Here is a 23,977-nt window from a genome sequence, read left to right on the forward strand (position 1 = left end):
CGCCCGGTCCCCGGGCGCTCAGCCCGTGTTCGGGCCGAAGTGGTTGCGGAGCCCGTCGATGGTGATGGTCCCGGCCTGGGCCAGCGGGCGGTCGACCTTGAGGTCGGTGACGACCATGTAGGGCAGCAGGAGCGGGGGCGGGAAGTCGGGGGTGAAGACGACCTTGATGCCGAGGATGCGCGCCTCCAGCCGGGTCACGTGCAGCACGACGTCGCCGGTCAGCTCCATGGAGGGCAGCGTGAGTGTCTTGCGGGCGTCGTCGCCGAAGAGTGCCCAGAGCTCGCCGTCGCGCAGCTGGCCCCGCCTCATGGAGATCTTCAGGTAGCGCTCGGGGCCGTTGGTGGTGGGGTACTCGACGACGCCGCCGAACCGTGCCCCGCTCATGGTGAATCGCTCGGCGGAGAGCCCCGACGCGGCGACGGCGGCGGTGAAGCGGTCGTCCTCCTGCTGGACCTGGACCTGCGGGGACTGTCCGCGCTCGCGGGCGGCCTCGCAGGCGCCCACGGCCTCCAGAAACTCCTCCTCGCTCTGGGCGACCGACGCGTCGCCCTGCTCGATCCGGCATTCGGTATCCGGGGTGCGCCCGTCGCCGCCGTCCTCGTCCGGGGCGGTGTCCTCGGCGGTGCCGTCGTCACCGTCGTCCGCGGCCGGCCCCTGCTCGCCCGGGTCACCCTCACCCTCCGCCGGGGAGTCCCCCTCCCCCGGGGAAGGTGCGGGGGAGGGGGACGGCGAGGACGGCACGGGGGTGGGGCGCGGGGACGGCGGCGGTGTCTCCTCCTGGCCACCGCCGGGCAAGAGCCAGTCCCAGGGCCAGGACATCGGCGCGGGCGCCGCTCCGGGCAGGGCCAGCACCAGGGCGATGGGCAGGGCCGCCATGGCCCGCAGATCCGCGCCGCGCTCCCCTTCGCCGTGGCCTGCCGGGGCAGCATCGTCCCCGTCCTCCCCGCCGCTCCGGTCGTCGTCCGGTGCCGCGTGCCGGGCGCGGCGTTCGCGGGTGGGCGTCCAGGCGATCAGCAGTGCGCCGCCGACGATACCGAGCAGCATGCCGATGACGAAGCCGCCGAAGTTGGACGCCAGGAAGGAGGCCAGAGCGAGCAGGGTCGCGGTGACGCCGAAGAAGACGCGCTGCTGGGGTTGGACCCAGGAGAGCAGGCCGAGAGCGATGAGCAGCAGTCCGACCAGGTACCCGGCGATACCCGCGATTCCGGCGTAGATGACGAGGTTGATCGGGAGGATCAGGGATTGCGCGGCGGGGGCCACGAGGATTTCCACGCCCGCGGCGAGCACGAGAAGTCCGCCCCAGAACGGGCGGGAGCGCCGCCAGGCGCGAAACCCGCTCCAGCTCACCCGCGGTGGTATGCCTCTGCGGGCCGGCGGGCGGGGGCGGGTCAGTGCTCGCACCCGCGCCCACGTTCCCGGCCCGCGCTCGGTGTCGGTCATGGGACTAGAAGCACTCGTGCTTGCCGGGCTGCACGCCGAGCTTGAGCCCGGCGAGCTTCAGCGTTCCGGAGTTGACCGACCAAGCGGTGAGCTGGAGGTCGTCGATCACGGCGCTGTCGGACTGCAGCCCGAAGGCCCCGGCCGGCCCCTTGGGACCGGAGATCTTGTCGAGTGTGCTGGCGTCGCGCCCGATCTCGATGGTGTCGAAGGACGCGTTGCCGTCGAGCTGTTCGACGTCGACGACCATCGAGGAGGCTTCGACGGGCCTGCTCTCACCGGCCTTGATGAGCAGGGTCGCCTCCCCGATGGGCAGGTCGACCAGTGAGGACATGCACAGGTTGTCCAGTTCGGCGGTGTTGATCACGGACAGGCCAACCGGCCGCGAGGTGTCGTCCACCGAGGTGGCGACGTCGCCGTACTGGGCGAAGCCCTGGCCCCTCAGGGAGTCCGCGGAGAGTTTGAAGCTGTCGCCGGAGACGGCGAAGGAGGCGGCGAGCATTCCCTGCGTCGTCATCCCGCCGAGGATTCCGGCCGCCGCCAGGCCGGGGATGAGCGCAAGTCCGAACTTGCGCCAGCGGGTGCCGCCTTCGGTCGCTTGGGGGACGGAGTCGTCGGACATGAGGCTTTTCCTCCTTGGTCCCGCACCGCAGGTGGTCGGCGGTGTCGGGGGAATGGGGGTGTTGCGCCGCGTGATGCCCCGGGGGTTTTATGGGTCACACCTACTCACAAGTAGGTGACGAACATTACAATAGCGAATGTCACACTTCCAAGTGCGAATTTCTATCCGTCTGTAACAGTTTCGTCGCATCCTGCGATTAACCCCCCGTGTCCCGCCCGCCATCCGACCCGCTGAGAGGTGTCCGCACGTGCCCACCGCGAGGAACCGATCACAGAGCCATACGTCCGACACCGAGGCCGGGTTCGACTTCGACGTCATCGTCATCGGGTCCGGCTTCGGCGGATCGGTCAGCGCGCTACGCCTCAGCGAGAAGGGCTACCGCGTCGCGGTCCTGGAAGCCGGACGGCGCTACACCCCCGAGACGCTGCCGAAAAACTCCTGGGACCTGAAGAACTTCCTCTGGGCGCCCGCGATGGGCATGTTCGGCATCCAGCGCATCCACCTGCTGCGCGATGTCATGATCCTGGCCGGCGCCGGGGTGGGCGGCGGCTCCCTCAACTACGCCAACACGCTCTACGAGCCGCTGGACGACTTCTTCGCCGACCCGCAGTGGCGGGACATCACCGACTGGCGCTCCGAGCTCGCCCCCTACTACGACCAGGCCAAACGGATGCTGGGCGTGCGCACCAACCCGACCATGACCCCGCACGACACCCACCTGAAGCAGGTCGCCGAGGACATGGGCGTGGGGCACACCTTCCACCTCGCGCCCGTGGGTGTGCACTTCGGCGACGGGCACGACGGATCCGCGAAGGCGGCGGTCGAACCGGGCAGCGTCGTCGCCGACCCCTACTTCGGCGGGGCCGGGCCCGAGCGGCGGGCGTGCATCGAATGCGGCGAGTGCATGACCGGCTGCCGCCACGGCGCCAAGAACATGCTCACCGAGAACTACCTGTACTTCGCCGAACGCAAGGGCGCCGTCATCCACGCGATGACCACGGTCGCGCGGCTCCGCGAGCGCCCGTCCGAACGCGGCGGGGGCTACGCGGTCGACACCCTGGTGACGGGGGCACCGCGCAGGCGGCGGAACGCGCGCACGTTCACCGCCCGCCAGGTCGTGGTCGCCGCCGGAACCTATGGCACGCAGCGCCTCCTGCACGCCATGCGCGACCAGGGGCTGCTCCCCCGCATCTCCGACCGGCTCGGATCGCTGACCCGCACCAACTCCGAAGCCATCAACGGGGCGATGACCCGCAGCATCGACCCTCCCGAGGACTTCAGCCGCGGCGTGGCCATCACGTCCTCCATCCACCCCGACGAGCGCACCCACGTGGAGCCGGTGCGCTACGGCAAGGGCTCCAACGCCATGGGGATGCTCGCCACCATCCAGGTCCCCGGCGGCGGGCGCGCCACGCGCTGGATGAAGTTCCTGGCCCAGGCGGCGCGGCACCCCTACGTCTTCGCCCGCAGCCTGTCAGTGCGGCGGTTCTCCGAGCGCGCCATCATCGGGTTGATCATGCAGTCCCTGGACAACTCGCTGACCACCTACACCAAGCGCGGGCTGCTCGGCCGCCGCGTGCTGACCTCGCGGCAGGGCCACGGCGAGCCGAACCCGAGCTGGATCCCGGAGGGCCAGGACGTGATGAACCGGCTGGCCGAACGCATCGACGGATTCGCCGGAAGCTCGGTGGGCGAGGTGTTCAACATCCCGTTGACGGCGCACTTCCTGGGCGGCTGCCCGATCGGCAGCACCGCCGACGAGGGCGTGGTGGACCCCTACCACCGGCTGTTCGGCCACCCCGGTGTGCACGTGGTCGACGGGTCGGCGGTCACCGCCAACCTCGGGGTCAACCCCTCCCTGACCATCACCGCGCAGGCCGAGCGGGCGATGTCGTTCTGGCCGAACAAGGGCGAGACCGACCCCCGGCCGGCTCCGGGCGCTCCGTACCGCCGCGTGGAGCCCGTCTACCCCGCCTCCCCGGCCGTCCCGGCGGGCGCCTTCGCTGAGCTGCGCTTCGGCCGCAGTCTGCCGCTGGAGGTTGTGGACTCGGCCACCACGGGCGCCGACTAGAAAGCCCGACGGAGCAGCGGACGGCCGCCCTAGGAGGCCGGACGCTGCTCCGCCTCCTCCGCCTCCTCCGCGTGCTCGCCCAGCTTTTCGGCGCCCAGGTGCTCCAGGACGTCGGCGAAGTGCTCCCCCATCGCGTCGCTGAGGTGCCGGGCCATGGACTTGGCGAGCATCGCGTCCACGGCGCTCTGCGCGAGCGGGCGCAGGCGGCGGACCAGATCGGCGGCCTCGGCTACGTCGCTTCCGGCGAGGATTCCCTCGGGTGCGTGCTGGGCGAGGATGTGTTCGGCCACGGTGTGGACCAACTCGCTCGCCGCCACATCGACGCGCCCCCACAGACGTTCGGCGATATCGAGCACTGTGGACACGTGCATGCCCGCCGCGACGAGTTCGGCGCCCGCGTTGAGCAGGCGGGGGCTGGGCACGCGGAACCGGATGCCCTCGCGCTCCAGCAGGCCGAGGCGGAGGGCGCGGGCGATGTTGGGCGGGGTGATCTCGCCGTTGAACAGCTCGCTGAGCTCGGCGACGGTGATGTAGGTGGGGATCTCGTCCGACCACGGGTCGCCGACGGCCGACTCGAAGCCGAGGATGTCGTTGAGGTCGCCGCCCCGCTCCCACACCGAGACGAGCTCGCTGATGTTGGCAAAGGTGTAGCCGCGTTTCAGGAGCTGGCCGATCAGCCGCAGTCGGGCCAGGTGCGCCTCGGTGTAGATGCCCACGCGCCCCTCCTTGCGCGGTGGCGGGAGCAACCCGCGGTCCTGGTAAACGCGGACGTTGCGCACGGTGGTCTCGGCGAGCCGGGCAAGCTCATCGATGCGGTAGTCGGCCATGGGTCCACCCTATGGACCGCCGGCAGCGAGCGCTCGCCCCGCAAGCGGAGCGGTCTGAACCGCCACGTGACCGAAACCTTGCCGCATCTTGGAGAACTTGACCTATTGCATCGTGACAATGGTCATTGTAACGTTCAGCCACATACATACCGTGGAGGAGGTCACATATGCCCGACGCGACACCGCGGAGCCTGAGGACGCTGCGCACCCTCGACGGACGCACAGCGATCGTCACCGGTGCGGCCGGCGCCTTCGGCAGCGCGACCGTCCAGGTACTGCGGCACCTCGGTGTCCGTGTTGTCGGCATCGACCGCAAACCCGACACCGCCGGTGACTCCGTCCTCGCCTGCGACATCACCGACGACGAGCAGGTGCGCGCGGTCGTCCCCGAGGCGATCGAGCGGCTCGGCGGCCGCCTCGACCGGCTCATCCACTACGCGGGCATCGGCCCCGCCGTGGACGTCGGCGCCGCCCCCGACAGCCACGTACACGAGGTCCTGGAGGTCAACCTGCTCGGCGCCTGGCGGGTCACCGCCGCCGCGATGCCCGCGCTGCTGCGCCAGCGCGGCCGGGTCATTATCACCGCGTCCCTCCTCGCCGGACTCCCCCTTCCGTTCGCCGGGGCCTACACCGTCTCCAAGCGGGCCCTGACCGCCTACGCCGACACCCTGCGCGCCGAGTACGGCACGCACATCGGCGTCACCACCGTCTACCCCGGCTACGTCGACACCCCCATCCACGACAGCTCGCGGGCCGCGGGCGTCTGCCTGGACGGCCTTGTCCCCGCCGAACGCGTGCGCGACACCGTCATGACCGCCGTTCGCGCCGCCGCCGTCGCCCGCCCCCGCCGCGACCTCGCCTCCACCGACTTCGGCACCGCCGTCCTTCGCTTCACCCGGAGCTGGCCGGGCGCCACCGACCGGCTCGCCGCAGTCCAAATCGCCGACCTCGCGCGCTCCGGCCACTTCGGCGACGCGGAGATCGCCCGTGGCCTACACGAACGCCACGGCGTCACCGTCGCGGCCTCCCCCGCGACCACGTGATCACTCGACGCCCCACAGGAGTACCGCCATGACCGTTCAGGACGAGACCCGTATCACCGACCGAGAAGACATCGCCAAGCGCCTGCTGCGCTCCTCGGCGAAAGCCTCCTTCGACCCGCTGGTGGAGATCGACTGGGAGGCCCCCATCAACGAGGATGTCTACGCGATCCGCCCCGAGCGGCTGTCCCTCTACGGCACCGAGCTGTGGGAGCGGCTCACCGAAGAGCAGCGCAAGGAGCTCAGCCGCCACGAGGTCGCCAGCATCGCCAGCATCGGCATCTGGTTCGAGACCATCCTCATGCAGATGCTGGTCCGGCACGCCTACGACCGCGACCCCACCTCCAACCACGTGCAGTACGCCTACACCGAGATCGCCGACGAGTGCCGCCACTCGGTCATGTTCGCCAAGATGGTGGGCCGGCTCGGCGCGCCGTACTACCGGCTCGACCCCGTGACGCAGTTCCTCGGCCGGGTCTTCAAGACGATCTCCAACGGGCCGCTGACCTTCGGCGGGGCGCTGTTCGTCGAGGAGATCCTGGACCAGCTGCAGCGTGAGTCCATGGTCGACGAAAGCCTGGAGCCGCTCGTCCGCGCCGTCTCCCGCATCCACGTCGTGGAGGAGGCCCGGCACATGCGCTACGCCCGCGAGGAGTTCGCCCGCACATGGGAGGGGCGCAACCCGCTGTCCAAGGCCTACAGCAGGCTCGTGCTCGGGCTGGTCATCTACTTCTCCACCACCCGCCTGATCAACCCGAAGGTCTACGCCGCGGTCGGCCTGAACCCGCGCGAAGCGCGCCGGGCCGCACGCCGCAACCCCCACTGGATCGACACCAAGACCTGGGCCGCGCGCAAGGTCGTGGCGACCCTCGGCGGCGCCGGAGCCATCTCCGGCCCCGGTCGGTACTTCTGGCGCAAGGCCGGGCTGCTGGGCCGACCGGGCAACAGCGCGCCCACCCCCACGGGCGCCAAGGCCTGACAGACCGCCGGCCCGGATACCCATGCGCCGGGGGTCCGGGCCGGTTTCCCCTCGCACTCCGGTACCCCCACTTTCCCCTTACTTCCCTGCTCCCACCTCTGAGAGGAACCGCCGACGTGACCGAACAGGAGACCACGCCCCCGCACTACCGGGTCGCCATCATCGGCACCGGGTTCGCGGGCATCGGCATGGCGGTCCGGCTCAAGCGGGCCGGGCTGAACGACCTGGTGCTGCTGGAGCGCGCCGACGACATCGGCGGCACCTGGCGCGACAACACCTACCCGGGCGCCACCTGCGACGTCCCGTCCCACCTCTACTCGTTCTCGTTCGCGCCCAACCCCGACTGGAGCCGCAGCTTCTCCCCGCAGCCGGAGATCTGGGACTACCTGCGGCGCGTGGCCAAGGACGAGGACGTGGTCCGGCACGTCCGGTTCGACCACGAGGTGACCGCGGCGCGCTGGGAGCCGGAGGCCAACCGCTGGCGGGTAGAGACCACCGGCGGCACGATCACCGCGCAGTTCCTGGTGAGCGGGTCGGGGGCGCTGGCCGACCCGGCAACGCCGGACATCCCCGGACTGGACACCTTCGAGGGCACGATGTTCCACTCCGCCACCTGGAACCACGACCACGACCTGGCCGGGCGCAGCGTCGCCGTGATCGGCACCGGCGCCTCCGCCATCCAGTTCGTGCCGCAGATCCAGCCCAGGGTCGGCGCCCTGCACCTGTTCCAGCGCACCCCGCCGTGGATCATCCCGCGCACCGACCGCGACATCACCCGCGTCGAGCACTGGCTGTTCCACCGTCTGCCGGTCACGCAGCAGATCGCCCGCAAGAGCATCTACTGGGCGCGCGAGAACTACGTGTTCGGCTTCGTGAAGAACCCGCGGCTGATGAAGCTCGTCGCCAAGCTGGGTGTCGCGCACATGAAGCGCCAGGTGTCCGATCCCGAGCTGCGGGCCAAGCTCACGCCCGAGTACCTGCCCGGCTGCAAGCGGATCCTCATCTCCAACGACTACTATCCGGCGCTGACACAGCCCAACGTCTCGGTGATCACCGACGGGATCGCCGAGGTGCGGCCGCGGTCGATCGTCACCCGCGACGGCGCCGAACGCGACGTCGACACCATCATCTTCGGCACCGGCTTCCACGTCACCGACATCCCCGTCGCCAAGCGTGTCTACGACGGCCAGGGCGTCTCCCTGGCCCAGCACTGGGGCGGCGACGGCGAGGACGCCCAGGCGCTGCGCGGCACCACCGTCGCCGGGTTCCCGAACCTGTTCATCCTGGCCGGGCCGAACACCGGCCCCGGGCACACCTCCCAGGTCTTTTTGATCGAGTCCCAGATCAACTACGCGATGGCCGCGCTGCGCTACGCCTGCCGCAACAGGATCGACCGGATCGAACCGCGCCCCGAAGCGCAGGCCGCCTACTGCGAGCGGGTGGACCGCAAGATGCGTTCGACGGTGTGGGTCACGGGCGGCTGTGACAGCTGGTACCTGAACTCCGAGGGGCGCAACACGACCCTGTGGCCCGGGTTCTCCTGGGAGTTCGCGCTGCAGACCCGCCGCTTCGACGCGCACAACTACCACCTGCGCAAACAGGCGGCGGTGCGGCGATGAGCGGCATGGGCGACGAGGAAGAGGAGTACCGGGGCGAGGTCACCCTCCTCATCCTCGGCGAGGGAAGCGAACCCACCGCCGTCGCCCTGGACGCCCATCTCGCCGGGCACTTCGACCCGCTGATCGGCGGCTACCGGTGGGTGGGGCGGCTGTCCCCCGACCCGGTGGTGACCGACGCGTTCGAGCAGGGACGCACCGAGGTCGTCGTGCGGGCGGCCGACGGCCGCGAGGGGCGGGGCAGCCTGGGCGAACCCAACGTCTGGGGCGGCCACGCCGTCACCGGCACCGGCACGCCCCCCTTCGCCGTCCCCGAAGTGGATCCGGACGGCGAGGACACCTGAGACTCGCACCGGGCGGTCGGACCGTTAATAGGCACAAAAGGGGACCGCCGACCGTCCGGTGCGACCCTTTTCCCCCGCGGGCAACGGCCGGACGGGCTCCGGAGGGCCGCCCTTACCAGGGATCCTCCATGCGGAAGAACGCCGCGCCGACGTGCTCGGTGCTCAGCCCCGCGTAGCCGGGCTTGATGACCCCGTCGATCAGCTCCAAGCGCTCGTCGTGCCCGATGAACGCCGACTTCATGGCGTTCACCGTGAACCAGCGCAGGGTGTCCAGACCGTAGTCGAAGGTCTCGACGAGCCGGGCGAACTCCCCGGTCATCGAGGTGCCGTCGAGCAGCCGGTTGTCGGTGTTGACGGTGACGCGGAACCGCAGCCGCCGCAGGACGTCCACCGGGTGTTCGGAGATGTCGCGGACCGCACCGGTGCTCACGCTCGACGTGGGGCACAGTTCCAGGGGGATCCGCTTGTCGCGCACGTAGGCGGCGAGCTGGCCGAGCTTGGCGGTGCCGTCGTCCGCCACGGCGATGTCGTCGCCGATCCGGACGGCCTGGCCGAGCCGGTCGGCGCCGCACCACTGGATGGCCTCCCAGATCGAGGAGAGGCCGAAGCCCTCGCCCGCGTGGAGGGTCAGGTTGAAGTTCTCCCGCTTGATGTACTCGCAGGCGGAGATGTGCCGCGTGGGCGGGTACCCGGCCTCTGGGCCGGCGATGTCAAAGCCGACCACGCCGTCGTGCCGGTAGCGGACCGCCAGGTCGGCGATTTCGAGGGAGTCGGCCGCCTGACGCATCGCGGTGAGGAGCAGCCGCACGTCGATACGGCGGCCGAAGAGGCGCGCCTTGGCGGTGCCGACGCGCAGGCCCTCCAGGACCGCGTCGACGACCTGCTCCCGGGTCAGGCCCTCGCGCGTGTGCTGCTCGGGGGCGACCTTGAGCTCGGCGTAGACGACGCCGTCCTCGGCGAGGTCCTGGACGCACTCGGCGGCCACGCGGCTGAGGGCCGGGGCGGTCTGGAGAAGATCCAGGATCGGGGCCAACCGGCCCAGGTGGCCCTCCTGGGTGCGGACGGCGGCGCCGGACGTCGGTGCGGTCAGCCAGGCACGCAGCCGTTCGGGGTCGGTCTCGGGAAGGCCCTGGTAGCCGGACTGCGCGGCGAGATCGAGCAGCGTGGCGGGGCGCACCCCTCCGTCGAGGTGGTCGTGCAGCAGCACCTTGGGCAGGCGCCGGATCGTGTCGGTGCCGAGTCGAGTCATCGTCCTCCTCATCAAGGAATGTGGATAAATTTCCGAGAGTCTAGACGATGTGCGCCGCTCGCGGCACAGTGAAACGCTGTGAGCCCGCTCTCCCCCCGAGATCTACATACCCGGAACGGCCGACACTCCCACGTCGACAGGGCCTGAGAGCCTCACAGCCGCGACGGAGCCCCCGTGGGCACCACATGCTCGGAAACCTCCGAACGCACCTGCTGCAAGCGCGCCTGGGCAGACCGGCGCAGCTTGCGCAGGCACTCCACGGCGGTGGTGTCGTCACCCACCAGTCCCCCCTTGGTGACGATGGGGGCGCCGTCGAGCGGGCCGCCGCTCAGCGTGCCGTGGACCGTCAGCGGGACCACCTCGCCGCCGACCGCGAGCGAGTGGACACCGAGCTCGTCGAGGAGGCTGGAGGTCACGTCGGCGCCCACGAGATAGAGGCCGCTGGGCAGCGCGTGCGTCCCGGCGTCGGCGGCGACGTCGTGGATCACCTCGGCGACCAGTTCGGCCAGGCGCTGCGGCAGGCGGCGCCGGGCCTCGACGGGGATGCCGGGGACCGCGGGGGCGCCCTCGCGCTCCTGCGGGACGGTGCCGCGCAGGATCACGACCTCGGGGAAGATCGCTGAGGTGAGGTGGTCGGTGAGGGTGCGGGCCACGTCGTCGAAGTGGTCGTCCTTGGGGTCGGCGAGGCGGGCCGGTTCGAAGTCGACGAACCGGGCGGGGCCGATGCGGGCGACGGTGTCGAGCTGGCGGGAGGTCAGCCCGGTGTTGGTTCCGGCGACGGCCAGCAGCGGGCCGGGCGACCCGGCCTGGCCGCGCAGGCGCAGCGCGTAGGCGAGCAGCGCGCTCGTCGGCCCGGGGTCCACGGCGACCCACACCGTACCGTCGCGGCGGTGGGCCTCGGCGGCGGCCTCGGCGATGTCCTCCAGGTGGCGGTCCTCCAGCGCGTCGCAGAGGACGACGGGCTCGTCGCCGGCCACCAGGTCGGCGGTGAGCAGGGTCCGGGTGACCTGGCGCATGGGCACGTGGCGTACGGCGAGGTCGGTCTGCCAGCCGAGGATAGCGGTGACGTCGGCGGTGGTCATCGGGCAGAACGGGTCGGCCGCCAGCTCGGTGTGGTCGAGGGGGACGCCGTTGAGGAGCTGGGCACCGTCGACGGTGATGCGGCCGGACGCGGGGAACGCGGGCACCATCAGCGCCCGAACCGGCGTCTCCGCGGAGACTCTCTCGCGCACCGCGCGCCAGGCGGCCTCCACCTCGGCGCCGACGTTGCCGCGCAGCGTGGTGTCGGTGCGCTTGACGACCAGACCGACGGGCCAGACCGCTTCGACGACGTCGGTGACGAGGTCGGACGCCTGCTCGGGAGGCAGGTGGCGGCTGTCGAGGTTGGCGACGACGACGTCGTATTCGTCGGCGACCGCGCTCACGTGCTCGGGGGTCACAGTGGCCACGCGCATCCCGGTACGAGCGAAACGCGCACCGGTGGCGGTCGCGCCGGTGAGATCGTCTGCCACGACGAGGACCTGGACCACGGCGGGGCTCCTAGATGTCAATCATGTTTCATGGGCGGGTCAACCTCAACATTAGGGGAACCGCCCACGTGGGCCCAGGTGGTGTGATGGATCGTGATCAGGAGCGGACGCCGCGTACGCGCAGGCCCAGACCGGCCACCGCCGCGGCGGCGCACAGGGAGGCGACGTAGAGGACGACGGCGCGCCAGCCGAAGTGGTCGTAGAAGAGCCCGCCGAGCCAGCCGAAGAGGCTGGAGCCGAGGTAATAGGCAAGCGTGTAGAGCGCGGCGGCCTGGGCGCGCGTGGCGGCGGAGGCACGGTGGCCGACCCAGGCGGAGGCCGTGGCGTGGGCGGCGAAGAAGAAGAACGTGAACACCACTAACCCGCCGACGATCGCCACCAGCGACGGCACGAGCAGCGCGCACGCGCCGATCACCATCGCCCCGACGCAGGCCAGCAGCACCGGATGCCGCCCCAGGCGCTCGGTCACCCGGCCGACGACCGCCGAGCTGAAGGTCCCGGCCAGGTAGGCCACAAAGAGGAAAGCGACCAGCGTCTGCGACAGGTGGAAAGGCGCCCCGGTCACCCGGAAGCCGAGGTAGTTGTAGACGGTCACGAACGCGCCCATGAGGAAGAGCGCCTGGCAGTAGAGAGCGATGAGACCGGGGTCGGCGACACCGGTGAGGATACGCCGAGCCAGTCCCGGTTCCGCCGTACTCTTCGACCGCGGCGTGAACCCGACCGCGCGGGGGACGGCCACGAGGTACACGACCAGGGCGACCAGCCCGAGCAGAGAATCGGCCGCGACGCCCCAGCGCCACCCGCCGACGTCGGCGACGGCCCCGGCGACGAGCCGGCCGCTCATGCCGCCGACGGTGTTTCCCGCGATGTAGATCCCGGCGACACGGCCCAGGTGGGCCGGGTCGATCTCCTCGGCGAGGTAGGCCATGGCCACAGCGGGCACCCCGCCCAGGGCCGCCCCTTGGAGCGCCCGGAGCCCGATCAGCACCCACAGATCCGGGGCGAACGGCGCGATGAGCCCAAGGACGGTCGAGACGGTGAGGGCGACGGTCATGACCCTCAGGCGCCCGAACCGGTCGGAGATACCACTCCACGCCAGGACGAACCCGGCGAGTCCCGCGGTCGCGAACGAGACACTGAGCGCGACGCTGGCGGCAGAGGCGTCAAAGCTGGCAGCGAGGCCGGGGAGGACGGCTTGGACCGCGTAGAGCTGCGCGAACGTCGCGATCCCGGCCGCGGTCATCGCGATCATCACACGCCGGTATCCAGGGGTACCGACGCGATGTCCTACCCGGTCGTGGGGTCCGTGCCCGGTAAGGGTGTCGCTCACTCGTACGACGTTAGACGTCGGATGAATCAGACACCCCACCCGGGTCCCCGAACAGCGAGAAGGGCCTCCTCCCGCACCGCGTCGGCCGCCCCACCACCCCGCCAGGCGGAACTTGACCGGACTCGGCCACGAACTCAGCGGGTCAGAACCTGCCCCCAACGCATCACAGACCTACAAAGCGCATTGAAGGCCAGCCTGCCGCCCCTCAGGTGTCCGCGCCTCATCGCTCGGCCGCAGACGCGATCGGGGCGGAGGCGGGGAGGGGCGATCATGCTTCAGACCGAAGACGAGATCCTGGTCCAGGCACACGGTGCGGCCGCCGCCGCGAATGGCGGTAGCGCCCGCTTGAACGAATTCATCGCCAGCAGGCGGAAGACCGACACGCACGAGATCGACCTGGTCATCCCGTTGCCCTTCGAAGGTGCTGTCAAGCATGTCTCCAGCGTCCTCGAACAAGCGGGCCAACGAATCGGGCCACCCCACGTCGAGTGGACACACACCGATCGCGACGAGGGGCAGCAGATGGTCCGCATCCTCACCGACGGGGGTCCGAAGTACAAGAATCCGGTCGTCGTGACCGCCCTGGTAGCGCAGGGCCGAGGCGACAACTCCGTCGTCCGGCTCCGGGCGGCCGCCAAGGAGGGCCTCATCCGGCAGCACCCAGGTGAGCACACCGCCGAGCGCTTTGCCTCCTGGCTCATCATGTAGACGATGGCCACCTCGTCCGCCAGGCGCCGTCACGCGCAGGAGACGTGCACAAATGTGGGAAAAAGATTCCCCCAGCAGGCCCACTGCTGGCGTGTCGCTCCACTCTGGGACCGCGCCGGAAAGTAGCGTTCGAATCCCCCTACGGCAGTCAGGATCAGCCACCAGGGAGGGGTAGCCATTAAGGGCAAGGTGAAGTGGTTCGACGCGGAGGCGCGCTACGGGATCATCGCTCCCGACAGCGAAGGCGATGACGTGTTCGTCCACGACAGCGGCATCAAATTCCCCGGCTCCGGGCTTCTCGAAGCCGGCCAGCAGGTCGAATTCGAACTCGTCGAGGCTGACAGGGGCCCACACGCACAGCGGGTGAGGGTCCTCGAAGAGCAAGAAGAGCAACAGGATCAGTAAACCCCGCCGCACACAAACAGAAGCCGTCGCACCAGCGATGTGGTCACGACCGAAAGACGAGACGACGACCCAGCGGGCAGGGGCCACTACCCCTCGCTGCAACTGCTCCTCGGTCCCACGGCACTGTTTTCCGCCAAGCTCACCAGTTGGTTCGTGGAGCCAACAAGGCAGTTTTCGGCTCGCACGACGCCCTCGACATGTCCAGCGCGATGGTCACATCCCGACATTCGGCACTGTCGAATTACCGAACGCTCCAGGCACCCCGAGCCCCTCATCGATCCCCCACGCGAGCTGACGCCGCAGCCGCACGAACTATCCGGCCCCTCGCTGCCGCGACGCCACAACGGATCGCAACAGAAGTCGGACATGAATCGGACCGCTCGTGGCCCCGTTAGCCTCTCGGGCTACCCCTCCCTCAGGTATATAGACCGCAGACGATGAACGGGTCACTCGCTCGGTTCCTGCTCCTCGCCGACGGAGGCGCCGCGTACAGGCTTCCTCCCGTGTCCCCGCAGTGCACACTGAAGGCACAGCATACGAAGAGAGCCCTTTCAGAAGTCAAAGAGAACTCAAACGCCGCCCCACTTAGACCGTGGGACACCATTAAGAAAAACGTTGTTCAGCATATGACTCGGCCAGGGACTTGATGAGGGATTCGCGATCCTTCGGAGTAGCCATCCGCAGCAGCCCAACGGCCTGGCGGGCATCTTCCTCGTCGAAATCGACTCCACTAACGTGGACAACTATCCGCTGATCCAGATGGACACGCGCCTCCTTGAGCTCGTTCAAATCCCGCCACACCAAAAGAAAACCATCCCGGTCCTCGCAAATATACCGATCACAGCCCTGATGAATATCCTCTCCTTTTCGATAAGAGGAGACCTCGACAATCCTCCCCTGAATCGTCTGGTATTCAATGGACACGCACCCTCTATACGCCTCCACAGGAATCGTTCTTGGCTGCCATTCATCCCCATCGATTATGGCGAATCCATCATCACACTTTTGAATTTCACGACGAAGCATGTCCGACTGCCGCTGAGCCTCTTCCTCGACTTTCAGAAACTTGTCATGAGCACTCAGAGCGACACTCACACAGAAGGAAATGACGATACCGGAAATAATAACAACAACGCCAATTTCATTCCGACTGCGGTGATTTCGGGACCTATAGACTGTCGCCGAACATGCAAACACACCCGCCAGACTCATTATGGCAAACAGCCAGAGTGGAGGTTCCACTGATAGACCGATAATAAGATATACCGTCAGCAGAGCGTTCCACGTTAGTGCTGCAATCCCCAACCCGGCAACGGATTTGGGGCGAGGAACCCCAGATAGGTGCAGGACGAACCAGGCGATCCCCCATATTCCCGCCAGGATCGCCAACGGAATAATCCAAAACGGGGGGTTGATGAATGACATGAGTAAAATGTACCCGAATGCACCCAAAGCGTTACTCATGACAACCAACCAGAGGGCAGGAACTAACGCACCCGTTGCTGCCGCAACCAGAAGGGGAGGGCGTGGAGATTTCATGTTCCGAACAAACCGCCTCACAAAACAACTACGAGCATCTGACGCCGAGGAATCACGGGGATTCAAAAAATTTCTCGCTCATTCAGAGAGATAGCATTCATATCAATACACCCCAACACAATCGAACACCGTCGCCCCGAATTCGTCAGAGCTTGGATCAACCCCATGCATAACGTCGGGTGTAATTGCGATCCAGTCGTCGTTTCCTTGCGAAACATGGACCTTGGTCGTCCGCCATGCAATAAAGTCACTGAAGTCTACGGAAGCGCCATCAAGCTCGCCGTAGAGATCTCCCGAGCGACCATTAACACGACCGACGAAAATGTCGAACTCATCAATGAATTCCCTCAGCTTTTTCTCGTGCGAGTGTCTCGTCTGGAACAAACGTGCAACCGGACTCGTTAAACTCAAATTTCGCCACAGTCGTCTCCGGGGGTTGGGGGCAGGAAAAGTAAGATTCAGCCGTTGACGTTGCGGCTGAGACCAGGCCAGGGTCCGTCGAAATCTTTGGAACTGTCGTAGTCGTTCTTCGCGGCTGCGGATGCGCCGGCCTGGATGTTCTCACTCAGCTGGAGCCCGTGATTTTGTAGTTCTCCCAGGAAGACCGACGTGTCCTCACGAAACTTGTCGTACCCCTGCCGTACCGGGGCTTCAGCCGCTGGGCTCCGAATGTCCTCAAGCATCGCCTCGAAGGTGTCCGTCAGGCCCACCATGGCTTCGGCGAGCATTTCGGCTGCCTCACCCTTGCTCTTGCCCTTGACGACGTTGACGCCGATTCCTTCGCTCACAGCTCACCTGTTCTGGTATCCGCTCACCTGCAGGGCGGACATTACCGCTCAAAGTCGGAGATAGTGGTGGCGAACTCCTTGAGGTGAGGGGTCTCACCGCTGGATGACCAGATCAGGCCAAGTGCGGAGGCGGGAAGTCCAGTGATCGGGACGAAGGAGATGTCCGGGCGGAAGTTGTACTTGGCGGTGGCTCCACACAGCAGCATCGCGCCTCGCCCGGCTGCGATCTGGGTCAGTCCCTCCTGGAGGGTGTGCACGCCGTCTTCCTGGGGGATGGCGCGACCCGACGGTGTGCTGTCGGGGCAGTGGACCCGCTTCCAGTAGTCGGGGGCGGGTCCCGCGAGAGGGATGAGGCGCGTGCGGGCGAGGTCCTCCGCTGTCAGGTTTTTGCGCCGGGCGAAGGGGTGGTGCGTCGACATGGCGAGGTATTGCTGCTGCTCGGAGAACGTCACACCCACGGTCAGGTCGGGCTCCTCGATGGGGAGGAGGACCACGGCCGCGTCGATCTCCGCACGCCGAAGTGCGCCGAACGGGTCTGAGAGGGGGATCTCGACGAGGTCGATCCTGCAGTCGGAATGGCGATCGTGGAACGTGGTGATGGCCCTGGTGACCTGCTCGTAAACGGTCCCTTGGAACCCGATGCGCAGCCGTCCCCGCCCGCCGCGTGCCCTGGTGCGTGCCTCCTCGACCGTGGAGGCGAGAGCGTCGTAGGCCGGTCGGAGTGCCACGGCGAACTCCTCACCGAAGTCGGTGAGCCGGACGCGGCGGCTCGTGCGCTCGACCAGGCGGGCGCCGATACGGCTCTCAAGCTTGCGGAGCAGCTGGCTGATCCGGCTCTGCGAGACGTACAGGCGGTCACCTGTGCGGCCGAAGTGCAGTTCCTCGCTGAGGACGAGGAAGCACTCCAGCTCGCGCACGTCCAGTCCCCGCATGTCCACTGCTCCTCCCTCGCGCCCCCGCGCTCGGCTTCCACGCCCTTCTCCCCACCAACCGCAGCGCGACGTGCATCGATGAGCCCGGCTCATTGAAGCATGAGGAATTGACCGTTGTTCCGGCCTCCCGCCGCGGCTTTGATCATCCGCATGTCCAACGTTTCTGCAATACGTCGATCCCCCCTAGCGGAAAAACCCCATCCGTTGCGGGGGTGGCTCGCGGTGATCGCCGTGGCCATCGGAACCTTCACGGTCGTGACCTCCGAGATGATGCCAGTGGGGCTGCTGACACCGATCGGTGGCGCGCTCAACGTCAGCGAGGGCACAGCGGGCCTGACGCTGACCATCACGGGGCTGGTCGCGGCCGTGTCCGCACCACTCTTCCCTCTTGCTATCCGACGCTCCGACCGGCGCATCGTGCTGGTCGCGCTCATGGTGCTGCTCGCCGCGGCGAATCTCCTCGCCGCGTGGGCTCCGAACTTCCCAATGATGGTCGTGGCGCGAGTGCTCATCGGCCTCGGTATGGCCGGCGTATGGGCACTCGCCGCCGGGCTGGCGCCCCGGCTCGTCCCGGCGCAGTCGGTCGGAGCGGCGACCTCCATGATCTTCAGCGGCATCGCGGTGGCGTCGGTCTTCGGCGTCCCGACCGGCACCTACATCGGCGCCCTGGTCGGGTGGCGCGCCGCGTTCGTCGCGATCGCGGGCTTGGCCCTGCTGGTGGCGGTCGCGATGGCCGTTCTGTTGCCGCAACTCACCGCTGAGCGGGCGGCGGGACTCAGCGGTGTGGCGCGGGTGCTCAGCAACCCGCGGGTGGTCACCGGCCTGGTCCTCGCTGTGCTGCTCGTTACGGGCCACTTTGCCGCCTACACCTACGTCAGGCCGGTCCTGGAGGAGGTCACCGGCATTAGCGCGGGGCTGGTCGGCACGATGCTGCTCATCTACGGCATCGCGGGGATCGTCGGTAACTTCGCGGCGGGCCCACGCGCGGTGCGTGCCCCGCGCACCACCATCGTGGTTCTCAGTCTGGGGGTGGGTGCGGCGGTGCTGCTGATTCCGTGGCTGGGCACGGTTGCCCCCGCCGCCGGGCTCCTGATGATCGTGTGGGGCCTGTCCTACGGTGGTGTGTCGGTGAGCGCCCAGACATGGATGATGAAGTCCGCTCCAGAGGACGGCGAGGCGGTCACCGCCCTCTTCGTCGGTGTCTTCAACGGGAGCATCGCCTTGGGTGCCTTCGTCGGCGGGATAGCGACGGACGGCGCCGGCGGTGTGTCGGCCATGTGGTTGGCGGGTGCGCTCGCCATCGGAGCGATGGTCGCGACGCTGGTTGGGCGCGCCCCTGCTTCGTCAGCCGGGTAGCCGAGTCATGCTGCCTGTTTGAGCTGGATATGGGGCGGCCGCGACACTGGTCGCCCTTATGCCCGTATCGCCCGTCAGGAACGCTCACACCTGGCGATCGTGCCGGGCTCCTGCTGTTCTTGCCAACGCACAGGGCGGCCGTTCGGGTAAAAATCGTGTCTGGCCAGAAGCTCGACGCGCCTCCGTTCGCCGAAGTTGTTGAGCGTCAAGGGCCACCAGGTGATCGCCATGAGCAAGAAGCATTGCGCGAGCGTTTCCACAATCTTGGGTGCGAATCCCAGCGTGTATTCGTGGCCCCATGGATCGACTCCAGAGGCCATGGTCGCCCATACCGCGAGCGGAACCATGAACACGGCGAACGGGATGACAGGGGCCAGCACCCTCCAGACCACGTTCCTCGCGTGGTAGCGGCGCCCCGTGAGGTCGTCCCGCACCCACGCCCGGTATCGATACGGCACGCGCTTCCCAAGGAAACGGTAACCCGCCCAGTGCCACAGCGGCGGAAACTCGCGGATCCGGGTGAGTAGCCCGGCCGTCATCAACCCCCAGAGCTCGGCCCGCCCCGGTATCGACTCGTCGGGTTCACGCAGGTCCAGAGCGGTCGCCACGATCTCATCTCCGTGCCGCTCGCGGTAGTGCCGCGGGTACCAGCGCAGCGCCCGGCGCAGTTCCGACTCATAGCGGTCCATGGTCAGGCGGTCTCCCATTCCGTCGTTCCGATGCATCGAGCGTGTGGCCGCGGTGGGCCCTACACGGTTCCCGCCGCCGGACGTGGCCCGGTGCCGCGGCCCAGCAGCTGGCGGGCGACGTCGGTCAGCTTGGCCAGGCGGTCGGTCTCCGCGGACAGGACGCGGCGACCATCCTCGGTCAGTCGGTAATAGCGCCGGTTGCGGCCCCGTACGACCTCTTGACCGGACACCTCCACCAGGCCCTCCGTGGCCAGGCGGTCCAGCGCTCCGTAGAGCGTCCCGGCACCGAGTTTGACCCGGTCGTCGGACAACCTCCGGACCGCGGTGATGATGCCGTACCCGTGCAGCTGCTCCCCCTCGGCAAGAGCCAGCAGCACGAGGTAGCTCTGCTCTCTCAGTGCCATAGGGGATATATATCAGATGACGACATATACTGCCACGCGACATGCTGATCCTCGGAGGCGGCCGGCACATGGGGCCGCCACCCACCCTGCGGGGCGCCCAAGAGCGAACACGCGTCGAGCCACGGCTGGTTCGGTCCGCGGAGCGGCCTGTGGGTAGCTTCTACGCTCGCGCACCAAACTCGCTGGCTCCGTACGCGAGGCGCGGGAGCTTTTTCGTCGCCCGCGGGGGTGAACGGCCGCGAGGGACGCGGTCGGATACGCTATCGCCCGCCCTCCCGCAACCGATGGGAATTCCACATGCCAAACCCCGTGATCGCGATGACCGATGTCGTCCGTCGGTACGGCGATCGCCGGGTCCTCGGCCCGCTCAGTCTCAACCTCGACCCCGGTGAGTGCCTGGCGGTGACAGGGCCGAACGGGGCGGGGAAATCCACACTCGTCCGCATTGCCGGAGGCCGCGAGTTACCAGATGAAGGTGTCGTGGAGGTCTGCTCACGTACGCCGAACGAGTTCGCGCGCGAGTTCCGCCGCAACGTCTCCCTACTCGACGAGGCCGCTTTCTACCCAGACCTGACAGTGCGCGAGCACCTGGAGCTGATCGCGGTCGGGCATGGCTGCGGCGCCGAGAGTAGGCACGTGGTCACGGCGGCATTGCGGCGATGCCGACTGGTCGAGCACGCCGACCTTACTCCGGGACGGTTGTCCAGGGGGCTCCAGCAGCTCACCCTCATCGCCACACTCCTCGTCCGCCCGAACGCCCGTTTGCTCATCCTTGACGAACCGGAGCGCCATCTCGATGCTGCGGCGCGCGACTCTCTCACTGAATTGCTGGCCGAAGCCAAATCCGCGGGCTCGGCGATTCTTCTCGCCACGCACCACGAAACCCTCGTCGATCGCCTCGCCGACATGCGTCTCCGTATCGCCGATGGCACCGCCCGTACAGACGCTCCCAAGGGACAGCGGTGACCGCCCGAGCACCGTCCACCGCTCCACGAGCCCACGCCCGCAGCGGCGATGCGGCCCAGCTCGTAACACGCCACCTTCGCACGGCACGGCGTGCCGCCCGCGGACGCCGGAGCGACGATCGGGCCTTCACTGTCTACGTCGGCGTCTTCGCCGCAACCATGGCGGGGCTGTCGCTGATGTCCTGGCTGGCCTCGGCACTGGCTGACCCCGACCTGCCTTCATGGGCGAACCGGGCATCGGGGGCGCTTCCGGCGGTCCTCACCGCGGCCGCGCTGGCCACCCTATGGATCTCGGCCCGAGACGCGCTGGTCAGAGGCCCGCTCGCCGTCGATCGGCCGATGATCGACTGGCTGCTCTCCCTGCCCGTCGACCGCCGACAGCTGTTGCGCCCTCTCTTCGCGAGGGCCCTCCTGATCCGAGGGGCGACCGGGGCCGGCGTCGGCCTGCTCTCCGTGGCGGCGGTCGGCTCCGCTGTGCGTCGTCTGCCCGATGACACCGCGCCGTGGGCGCTGTTCGCGCCGGCTTTGTCGGCCGGGACGCTGCTGGGTGTGCTCAGCGCCGCGATCGCGGTGATCGTCCTATACAGCCGCCGTTCCCGTACCGTGATGGCCTGGCTGACTCCGGTCTATCTCGCTGCCTTGGCCACCCTGGCTGGCATAGCGTTGTGCGCCGCCGACAGCGAAAGCGCGGCCACGCCGATAGCGCTGGCGTCGGGGCCATGGGGATGGGCGGCCCACGGAGTACTCGCTTCGGTGGGAGCAGCCCCTGTCGGCGGATGGATCTCGCTCGGGGCACTTGCCGTCACCACCACGGCGGCCGTCCTTCTCGCCGACCGGATTCTCGCGTTCATCCCGACCTCCGCACTCCGAGCACGAGCCGACATGCATGCGGGCGTGCGGACCGGTATGTGGATGAGCGAGGCTAACTGGCTGCACGACACACTGCGTGAAGGGGATGGGCCCCTCCTCACCTGGCTGCGCTTGCCGCAGCCCCCACGGCCATGGGCGGTCGTGCCCTGGCGGGACGCGACTGGACTGGTCCGCGCCCCGTCTTCCCTGGTACGCGCCTGGGTGGCCGTCTCGATGGCCGTGCTCGCCGTGAGCGCGGGCGTGGGCGCCGCGCCCGCGCTGCGCGCAGGGGCAGCCGTCGCAGGCGGAGCACTCCTCTTTATCGCGGCTTCGTCCCTGGCGGGCGGGGCACGCTTCACCGCGTCGGTACCCCGCAGAATCCTGTTCTTCCCGCATCGGCCGGAGACGGCCGTGCTGCTGCACGGCTGCGCCCCGCTGATAGCTCTGGGTGCCCTCGCGCTCCCCGCGATCGCGGCCGCTGTCCTGGCAGGCGCCACCGAGAGCCTCCTGGTGCTGGCGATGCTGCCCGCTGCCGTTGCCGGCGTGCTCGCCGGAGTGTTCCGCGGTTCTCTTCCAGCGCACATGTGGATCGGTTACGAGACCCCAATGGGAAACACCGCTCCGCTCCAGCTTCTGGGGTGGCAGGCGCAGGGACCCATCGCGGTGGTGACAGTCGTCGCCCCAGCGCTGGGGGCGTGGCTTCCGGCCTCCGCCGCGTCCGCCTGGACCGTACTGGCCACGCTGCTGCTGGGCAGCTGGGCGTTCCGCAGGGGCCGTCAGGCTGTCCGCGGTGGCGGCCCGTCCCCACGGACGGACTGACGTTACGGTCCGTGCGATGCCTGATGTCCTGGCTGTCGACCGCCAGTGCACGAGGGCCGCGGCTTGCCGTCATCACCGGGCCCGCGAACGTCCTTCAGCATCGCGTTGAAGATGTCCGTCGTCACTGTCCAGCCGCCACCGTGCACGGCTCGACAGGCTCGATCGGCACCGACGACAGCCAGCGGGGCGCCTGGCGCTACCTGACCGAAAGGCAGGGGGCGGGGGCGGCGGGCCGGACACCGCGAGGCACGGAAAAGGTCCCAGGCGGCTTTCCCCGCGGGTTCGTCGCCTCCGCAGTACGGCGCGTCGCGACAAGACTCGCGTCCTCCGGGAAACGCGTCCCCTTCCACCAGCGGAGTCGGCCCGGGACGCGCTAGGTCGACGTTCCCCATCCCGCGGACTCCCCCAGGTCGACGGTGCCGCCGGTCCGTGTGCTGCGGCGGGCGGCTTCGATGACCTCCAGGCCGTGCACCACCTCATGCGGTTCCACCGGGATTGGTTCCCCCTCGGCGACCGCGTCGCGGAGGGCCGCGTAAAACGCCAGGTAGTCGCCGCGTTCGGACGGTACCGGGCGCAGGTCGCCATCGGCACCGATGCGGCCCCATGCCGACTCGGGCTCGACTCCCCAGTCGGCGGAGTCCGGGCGCTGCCCCTCTCCGAGTCGCGCCTCCTGCCCGTCGAAGCCGTCGATCGTGAACGCCGCGCGGTCGCCGAGGACACGGAAGCGCGGGCCGGGCTGGGCGCTCAGCGCGTTCATCCACAGGTGCGACCGAACCCCGCGGGTGTGGGTCAGTGCCAGGAAGGAGTCGTCATCGGCGGCGACGCCGTCGCGGCGGGCGTCGAGTTCGGCGTAGACGGAGGACACCGGACCGAAGAGGTTGATCGCCTGGTCGATGAGGTGTGGTCCGAGGTCGTAGAGGATCCCGGCTCCGTCGTCGGCACCGCCACGCTCGCGCCAGGTCTGCTTGGCTGTCGGCCGCCACCGTTCGAACCGGGACTCGAAGCGGTGGACCCGGCCCAGCTCCCCCTCCTCGATGAGCTTCCACAGGGTCAGAAAGTCACTGTCCCAGCGTCGGTTCTGGTAGACGGTGAGGACCTGACCGAGCTGTTCCGCCTCCTCGGTGAGTTGGCGCGCGTCGTCGGCGGTGAGCGCGAACGGCTTGTCGACCACGACAGCCATGCCGGCCTTGAGCGCGGCGCGGGCGAGCGTCGCGTGGGTGGCGTTGGGGGTGGTGATGACGGCGATCTCGAACTCGTCGCTTCGCTGCCACAGCTCCTCGGCGGAGGTGATCACCGTCGCGTGCGGGTAGCGAGCGCGTACGGCGGCCTGCCGCTCCGGGTTACCCGTCACGACCGCGGACAGCCGCAGCCCGGGAGTGGCGTCGACCAGCGGCGCGTGGAACACCTCACCGCCCTTGCCGTAGCCGATGACGGCGACATGCAGTTCTCGTTCGGCACCGTTCGCAGAGCTCATGGTCC

At 68.6% G+C, this 23,977-nt stretch carries 23 protein-coding genes; 10 read left to right on the plus strand and 13 right to left on the minus strand.

The annotated features are described in order from the left end of the window. Positions 1–18 precede the first annotated feature (18 nt). On the minus strand, positions 19–1,440 hold the full coding sequence (locus ABD259_RS14165) for a DUF6114 domain-containing protein (RefSeq protein ID WP_344101249.1): 1,422 nt from the start codon (positions 1,438–1,440) through the stop codon (positions 19–21). Positions 1,441–1,444: 4 nt separating this feature from the next. Beyond that, a complete protein-coding gene (locus tag ABD259_RS14170) occupies positions 1,445–2,059 on the minus strand; it encodes a DUF6230 family protein (RefSeq protein ID WP_344101251.1) in 615 nt (204 codons plus the stop codon). A 247-nt stretch (positions 2,060–2,306) separates the two neighbouring features. On the opposite strand from ABD259_RS14170, the gene ABD259_RS14175 reads away from it, so the two are divergent. Further along, positions 2,307–4,130, plus strand: coding sequence for a GMC oxidoreductase (locus tag ABD259_RS14175; RefSeq protein ID WP_344162780.1), 1,824 nt, complete (start codon positions 2,307–2,309; stop codon positions 4,128–4,130). Between the two features lie 29 nt (positions 4,131–4,159). Here the strand turns inward: ABD259_RS14175 and ABD259_RS14180 are convergent, their stop codons facing one another. Next, positions 4,160–4,957 carry a MerR family transcriptional regulator gene (locus tag ABD259_RS14180; RefSeq protein WP_344162783.1) on the minus strand — a complete coding sequence of 266 codons (798 nt, stop codon included), beginning with the start codon at positions 4,955–4,957 and terminating at the stop codon, positions 4,160–4,162. 167 nt (positions 4,958–5,124) lie between these two features. Here ABD259_RS14180 and ABD259_RS14185 point away from each other — a divergent pair, with 167 nt between their 5' ends. The 4 genes from ABD259_RS14185 (at position 5,125) to ABD259_RS14200 (ending at position 8,936) form a co-directional block, all read left to right on the plus strand. After that, positions 5,125–6,000, plus strand: a complete 876-nt coding sequence (locus tag ABD259_RS14185) for an SDR family NAD(P)-dependent oxidoreductase (RefSeq protein ID WP_344162786.1) — start codon at positions 5,125–5,127, stop codon at positions 5,998–6,000. A 28-nt stretch (positions 6,001–6,028) separates the two neighbouring features. Then, positions 6,029–6,976 (plus strand): AurF N-oxygenase family protein, encoded by a 948-nt coding sequence (locus ABD259_RS14190; protein ID WP_344162789.1) that lies wholly within the window; start codon positions 6,029–6,031, stop codon positions 6,974–6,976. A gap of 116 nt (positions 6,977–7,092) precedes the next feature. Then, positions 7,093–8,595, plus strand: a complete 1,503-nt coding sequence (locus ABD259_RS14195; protein WP_344101261.1) for a flavin-containing monooxygenase — start codon at positions 7,093–7,095, stop codon at positions 8,593–8,595. Continuing rightward, positions 8,592–8,936 (plus strand): DUF4873 domain-containing protein, encoded by a 345-nt coding sequence (locus ABD259_RS14200; protein WP_344101263.1) that lies wholly within the window; start codon positions 8,592–8,594, stop codon positions 8,934–8,936. The genes ABD259_RS14195 and ABD259_RS14200 overlap by 4 nt, the downstream gene beginning before the upstream one ends. A gap of 112 nt (positions 8,937–9,048) precedes the next feature. Here the strand turns inward: ABD259_RS14200 and ABD259_RS14205 are convergent, their stop codons facing one another. The 3 genes from ABD259_RS14205 to ABD259_RS14215 all read right to left on the minus strand — a co-directional run bounded on the left by ABD259_RS14205 (position 9,049) and on the right by ABD259_RS14215 (position 13,044). Then, positions 9,049–10,185: an adenosine deaminase gene (locus tag ABD259_RS14205; RefSeq protein WP_344101265.1), complete on the minus strand. Its 1,137-nt coding sequence runs from the start codon at positions 10,183–10,185 to the stop codon at positions 9,049–9,051. Between the two features lie 152 nt (positions 10,186–10,337). Beyond that, on the minus strand, positions 10,338–11,714 hold the full coding sequence (locus tag ABD259_RS14210; protein ID WP_344162792.1) for a four-carbon acid sugar kinase family protein: 1,377 nt from the start codon (positions 11,712–11,714) through the stop codon (positions 10,338–10,340). Positions 11,715–11,811: 97 nt separating this feature from the next. After that, positions 11,812–13,044: an MFS transporter gene (locus ABD259_RS14215; protein WP_344162795.1), complete on the minus strand. Its 1,233-nt coding sequence runs from the start codon at positions 13,042–13,044 to the stop codon at positions 11,812–11,814. Between the two features lie 270 nt (positions 13,045–13,314). Here ABD259_RS14215 and ABD259_RS14220 point away from each other — a divergent pair, with 270 nt between their 5' ends. Together ABD259_RS14220 and ABD259_RS14225 are read left to right on the plus strand one after the other, a co-directional pair. Then, complete coding sequence (locus ABD259_RS14220) at positions 13,315–13,752, plus strand: hypothetical protein (protein WP_344101271.1); 438 nt, start codon at positions 13,315–13,317, stop codon at positions 13,750–13,752. Positions 13,753–13,941: 189 nt separating this feature from the next. Continuing rightward, entirely contained in the window at positions 13,942–14,157 is a 216-nt protein-coding gene (locus tag ABD259_RS14225; RefSeq protein ID WP_344101273.1) for a cold-shock protein, read from the plus strand. A gap of 603 nt (positions 14,158–14,760) precedes the next feature. On the opposite strand, the gene ABD259_RS14230 is transcribed toward ABD259_RS14225, so the two are convergent. From ABD259_RS14230 to ABD259_RS14245, 4 genes are all read right to left on the minus strand, one after another. Next, entirely contained in the window at positions 14,761–15,582 is an 822-nt protein-coding gene (locus ABD259_RS14230) for a hypothetical protein (protein WP_344162801.1), read from the minus strand. A 216-nt stretch (positions 15,583–15,798) separates the two neighbouring features. Then, a complete protein-coding gene (locus tag ABD259_RS14235) occupies positions 15,799–16,080 on the minus strand; it encodes a hypothetical protein (RefSeq protein ID WP_344101277.1) in 282 nt (93 codons plus the stop codon). A gap of 74 nt (positions 16,081–16,154) precedes the next feature. Beyond that, the gene (locus tag ABD259_RS14240; protein ID WP_344101279.1) at positions 16,155–16,484 is read right to left on the minus strand and encodes a hypothetical protein; all 330 of its coding nucleotides are present in this window, start codon (positions 16,482–16,484) and stop codon (positions 16,155–16,157) included. Positions 16,485–16,525: 41 nt separating this feature from the next. After that, positions 16,526–17,416 carry a LysR family transcriptional regulator gene (locus ABD259_RS14245; RefSeq protein WP_344162803.1) on the minus strand — a complete coding sequence of 297 codons (891 nt, stop codon included), beginning with the start codon at positions 17,414–17,416 and terminating at the stop codon, positions 16,526–16,528. A 231-nt stretch (positions 17,417–17,647) separates the two neighbouring features. On the opposite strand from ABD259_RS14245, the gene ABD259_RS14250 reads away from it, so the two are divergent. Then, positions 17,648–18,772 (plus strand): MFS transporter, encoded by a 1,125-nt coding sequence (locus ABD259_RS14250; protein ID WP_344101283.1) that lies wholly within the window; start codon positions 17,648–17,650, stop codon positions 18,770–18,772. A 74-nt stretch (positions 18,773–18,846) separates the two neighbouring features. Here ABD259_RS14250 and ABD259_RS14255 read toward each other — a convergent pair whose 3' ends face one another. Together ABD259_RS14255 and ABD259_RS14260 are read right to left on the minus strand one after the other, a co-directional pair. Further along, positions 18,847–19,461, minus strand: coding sequence for a hypothetical protein (locus ABD259_RS14255; protein WP_344101285.1), 615 nt, complete (start codon positions 19,459–19,461; stop codon positions 18,847–18,849). 59 nt (positions 19,462–19,520) lie between these two features. Beyond that, on the minus strand, positions 19,521–19,865 hold the full coding sequence (locus ABD259_RS14260) for a PadR family transcriptional regulator (RefSeq protein WP_344101287.1): 345 nt from the start codon (positions 19,863–19,865) through the stop codon (positions 19,521–19,523). Between the two features lie 297 nt (positions 19,866–20,162). Between ABD259_RS14260 and ABD259_RS14265 the strand changes: the two genes are divergently transcribed. Beyond that, the gene (locus ABD259_RS14265) at positions 20,163–20,831 is read left to right on the plus strand and encodes an ABC transporter ATP-binding protein (protein ID WP_344162805.1); all 669 of its coding nucleotides are present in this window, start codon (positions 20,163–20,165) and stop codon (positions 20,829–20,831) included. Further along, positions 20,828–22,498 (plus strand): hypothetical protein, encoded by a 1,671-nt coding sequence (locus tag ABD259_RS14270; RefSeq protein ID WP_344162808.1) that lies wholly within the window; start codon positions 20,828–20,830, stop codon positions 22,496–22,498. The genes ABD259_RS14265 and ABD259_RS14270 overlap by 4 nt, the downstream gene beginning before the upstream one ends. A 373-nt stretch (positions 22,499–22,871) precedes the next feature. Here ABD259_RS14270 and ABD259_RS14275 read toward each other — a convergent pair whose 3' ends face one another. Then, complete coding sequence (locus ABD259_RS14275) at positions 22,872–23,972, minus strand: Gfo/Idh/MocA family oxidoreductase (protein WP_344162810.1); 1,101 nt, start codon at positions 23,970–23,972, stop codon at positions 22,872–22,874. Positions 23,973–23,977: the final 5 nt, after the last annotated feature.

Source organism: Nocardiopsis rhodophaea (assembly GCF_039530945.1).
In the GTDB taxonomy this organism is placed as follows: Bacteria; Actinomycetota; Actinomycetes; order Streptosporangiales; family Streptosporangiaceae; genus Nocardiopsis_C; species Nocardiopsis_C rhodophaea.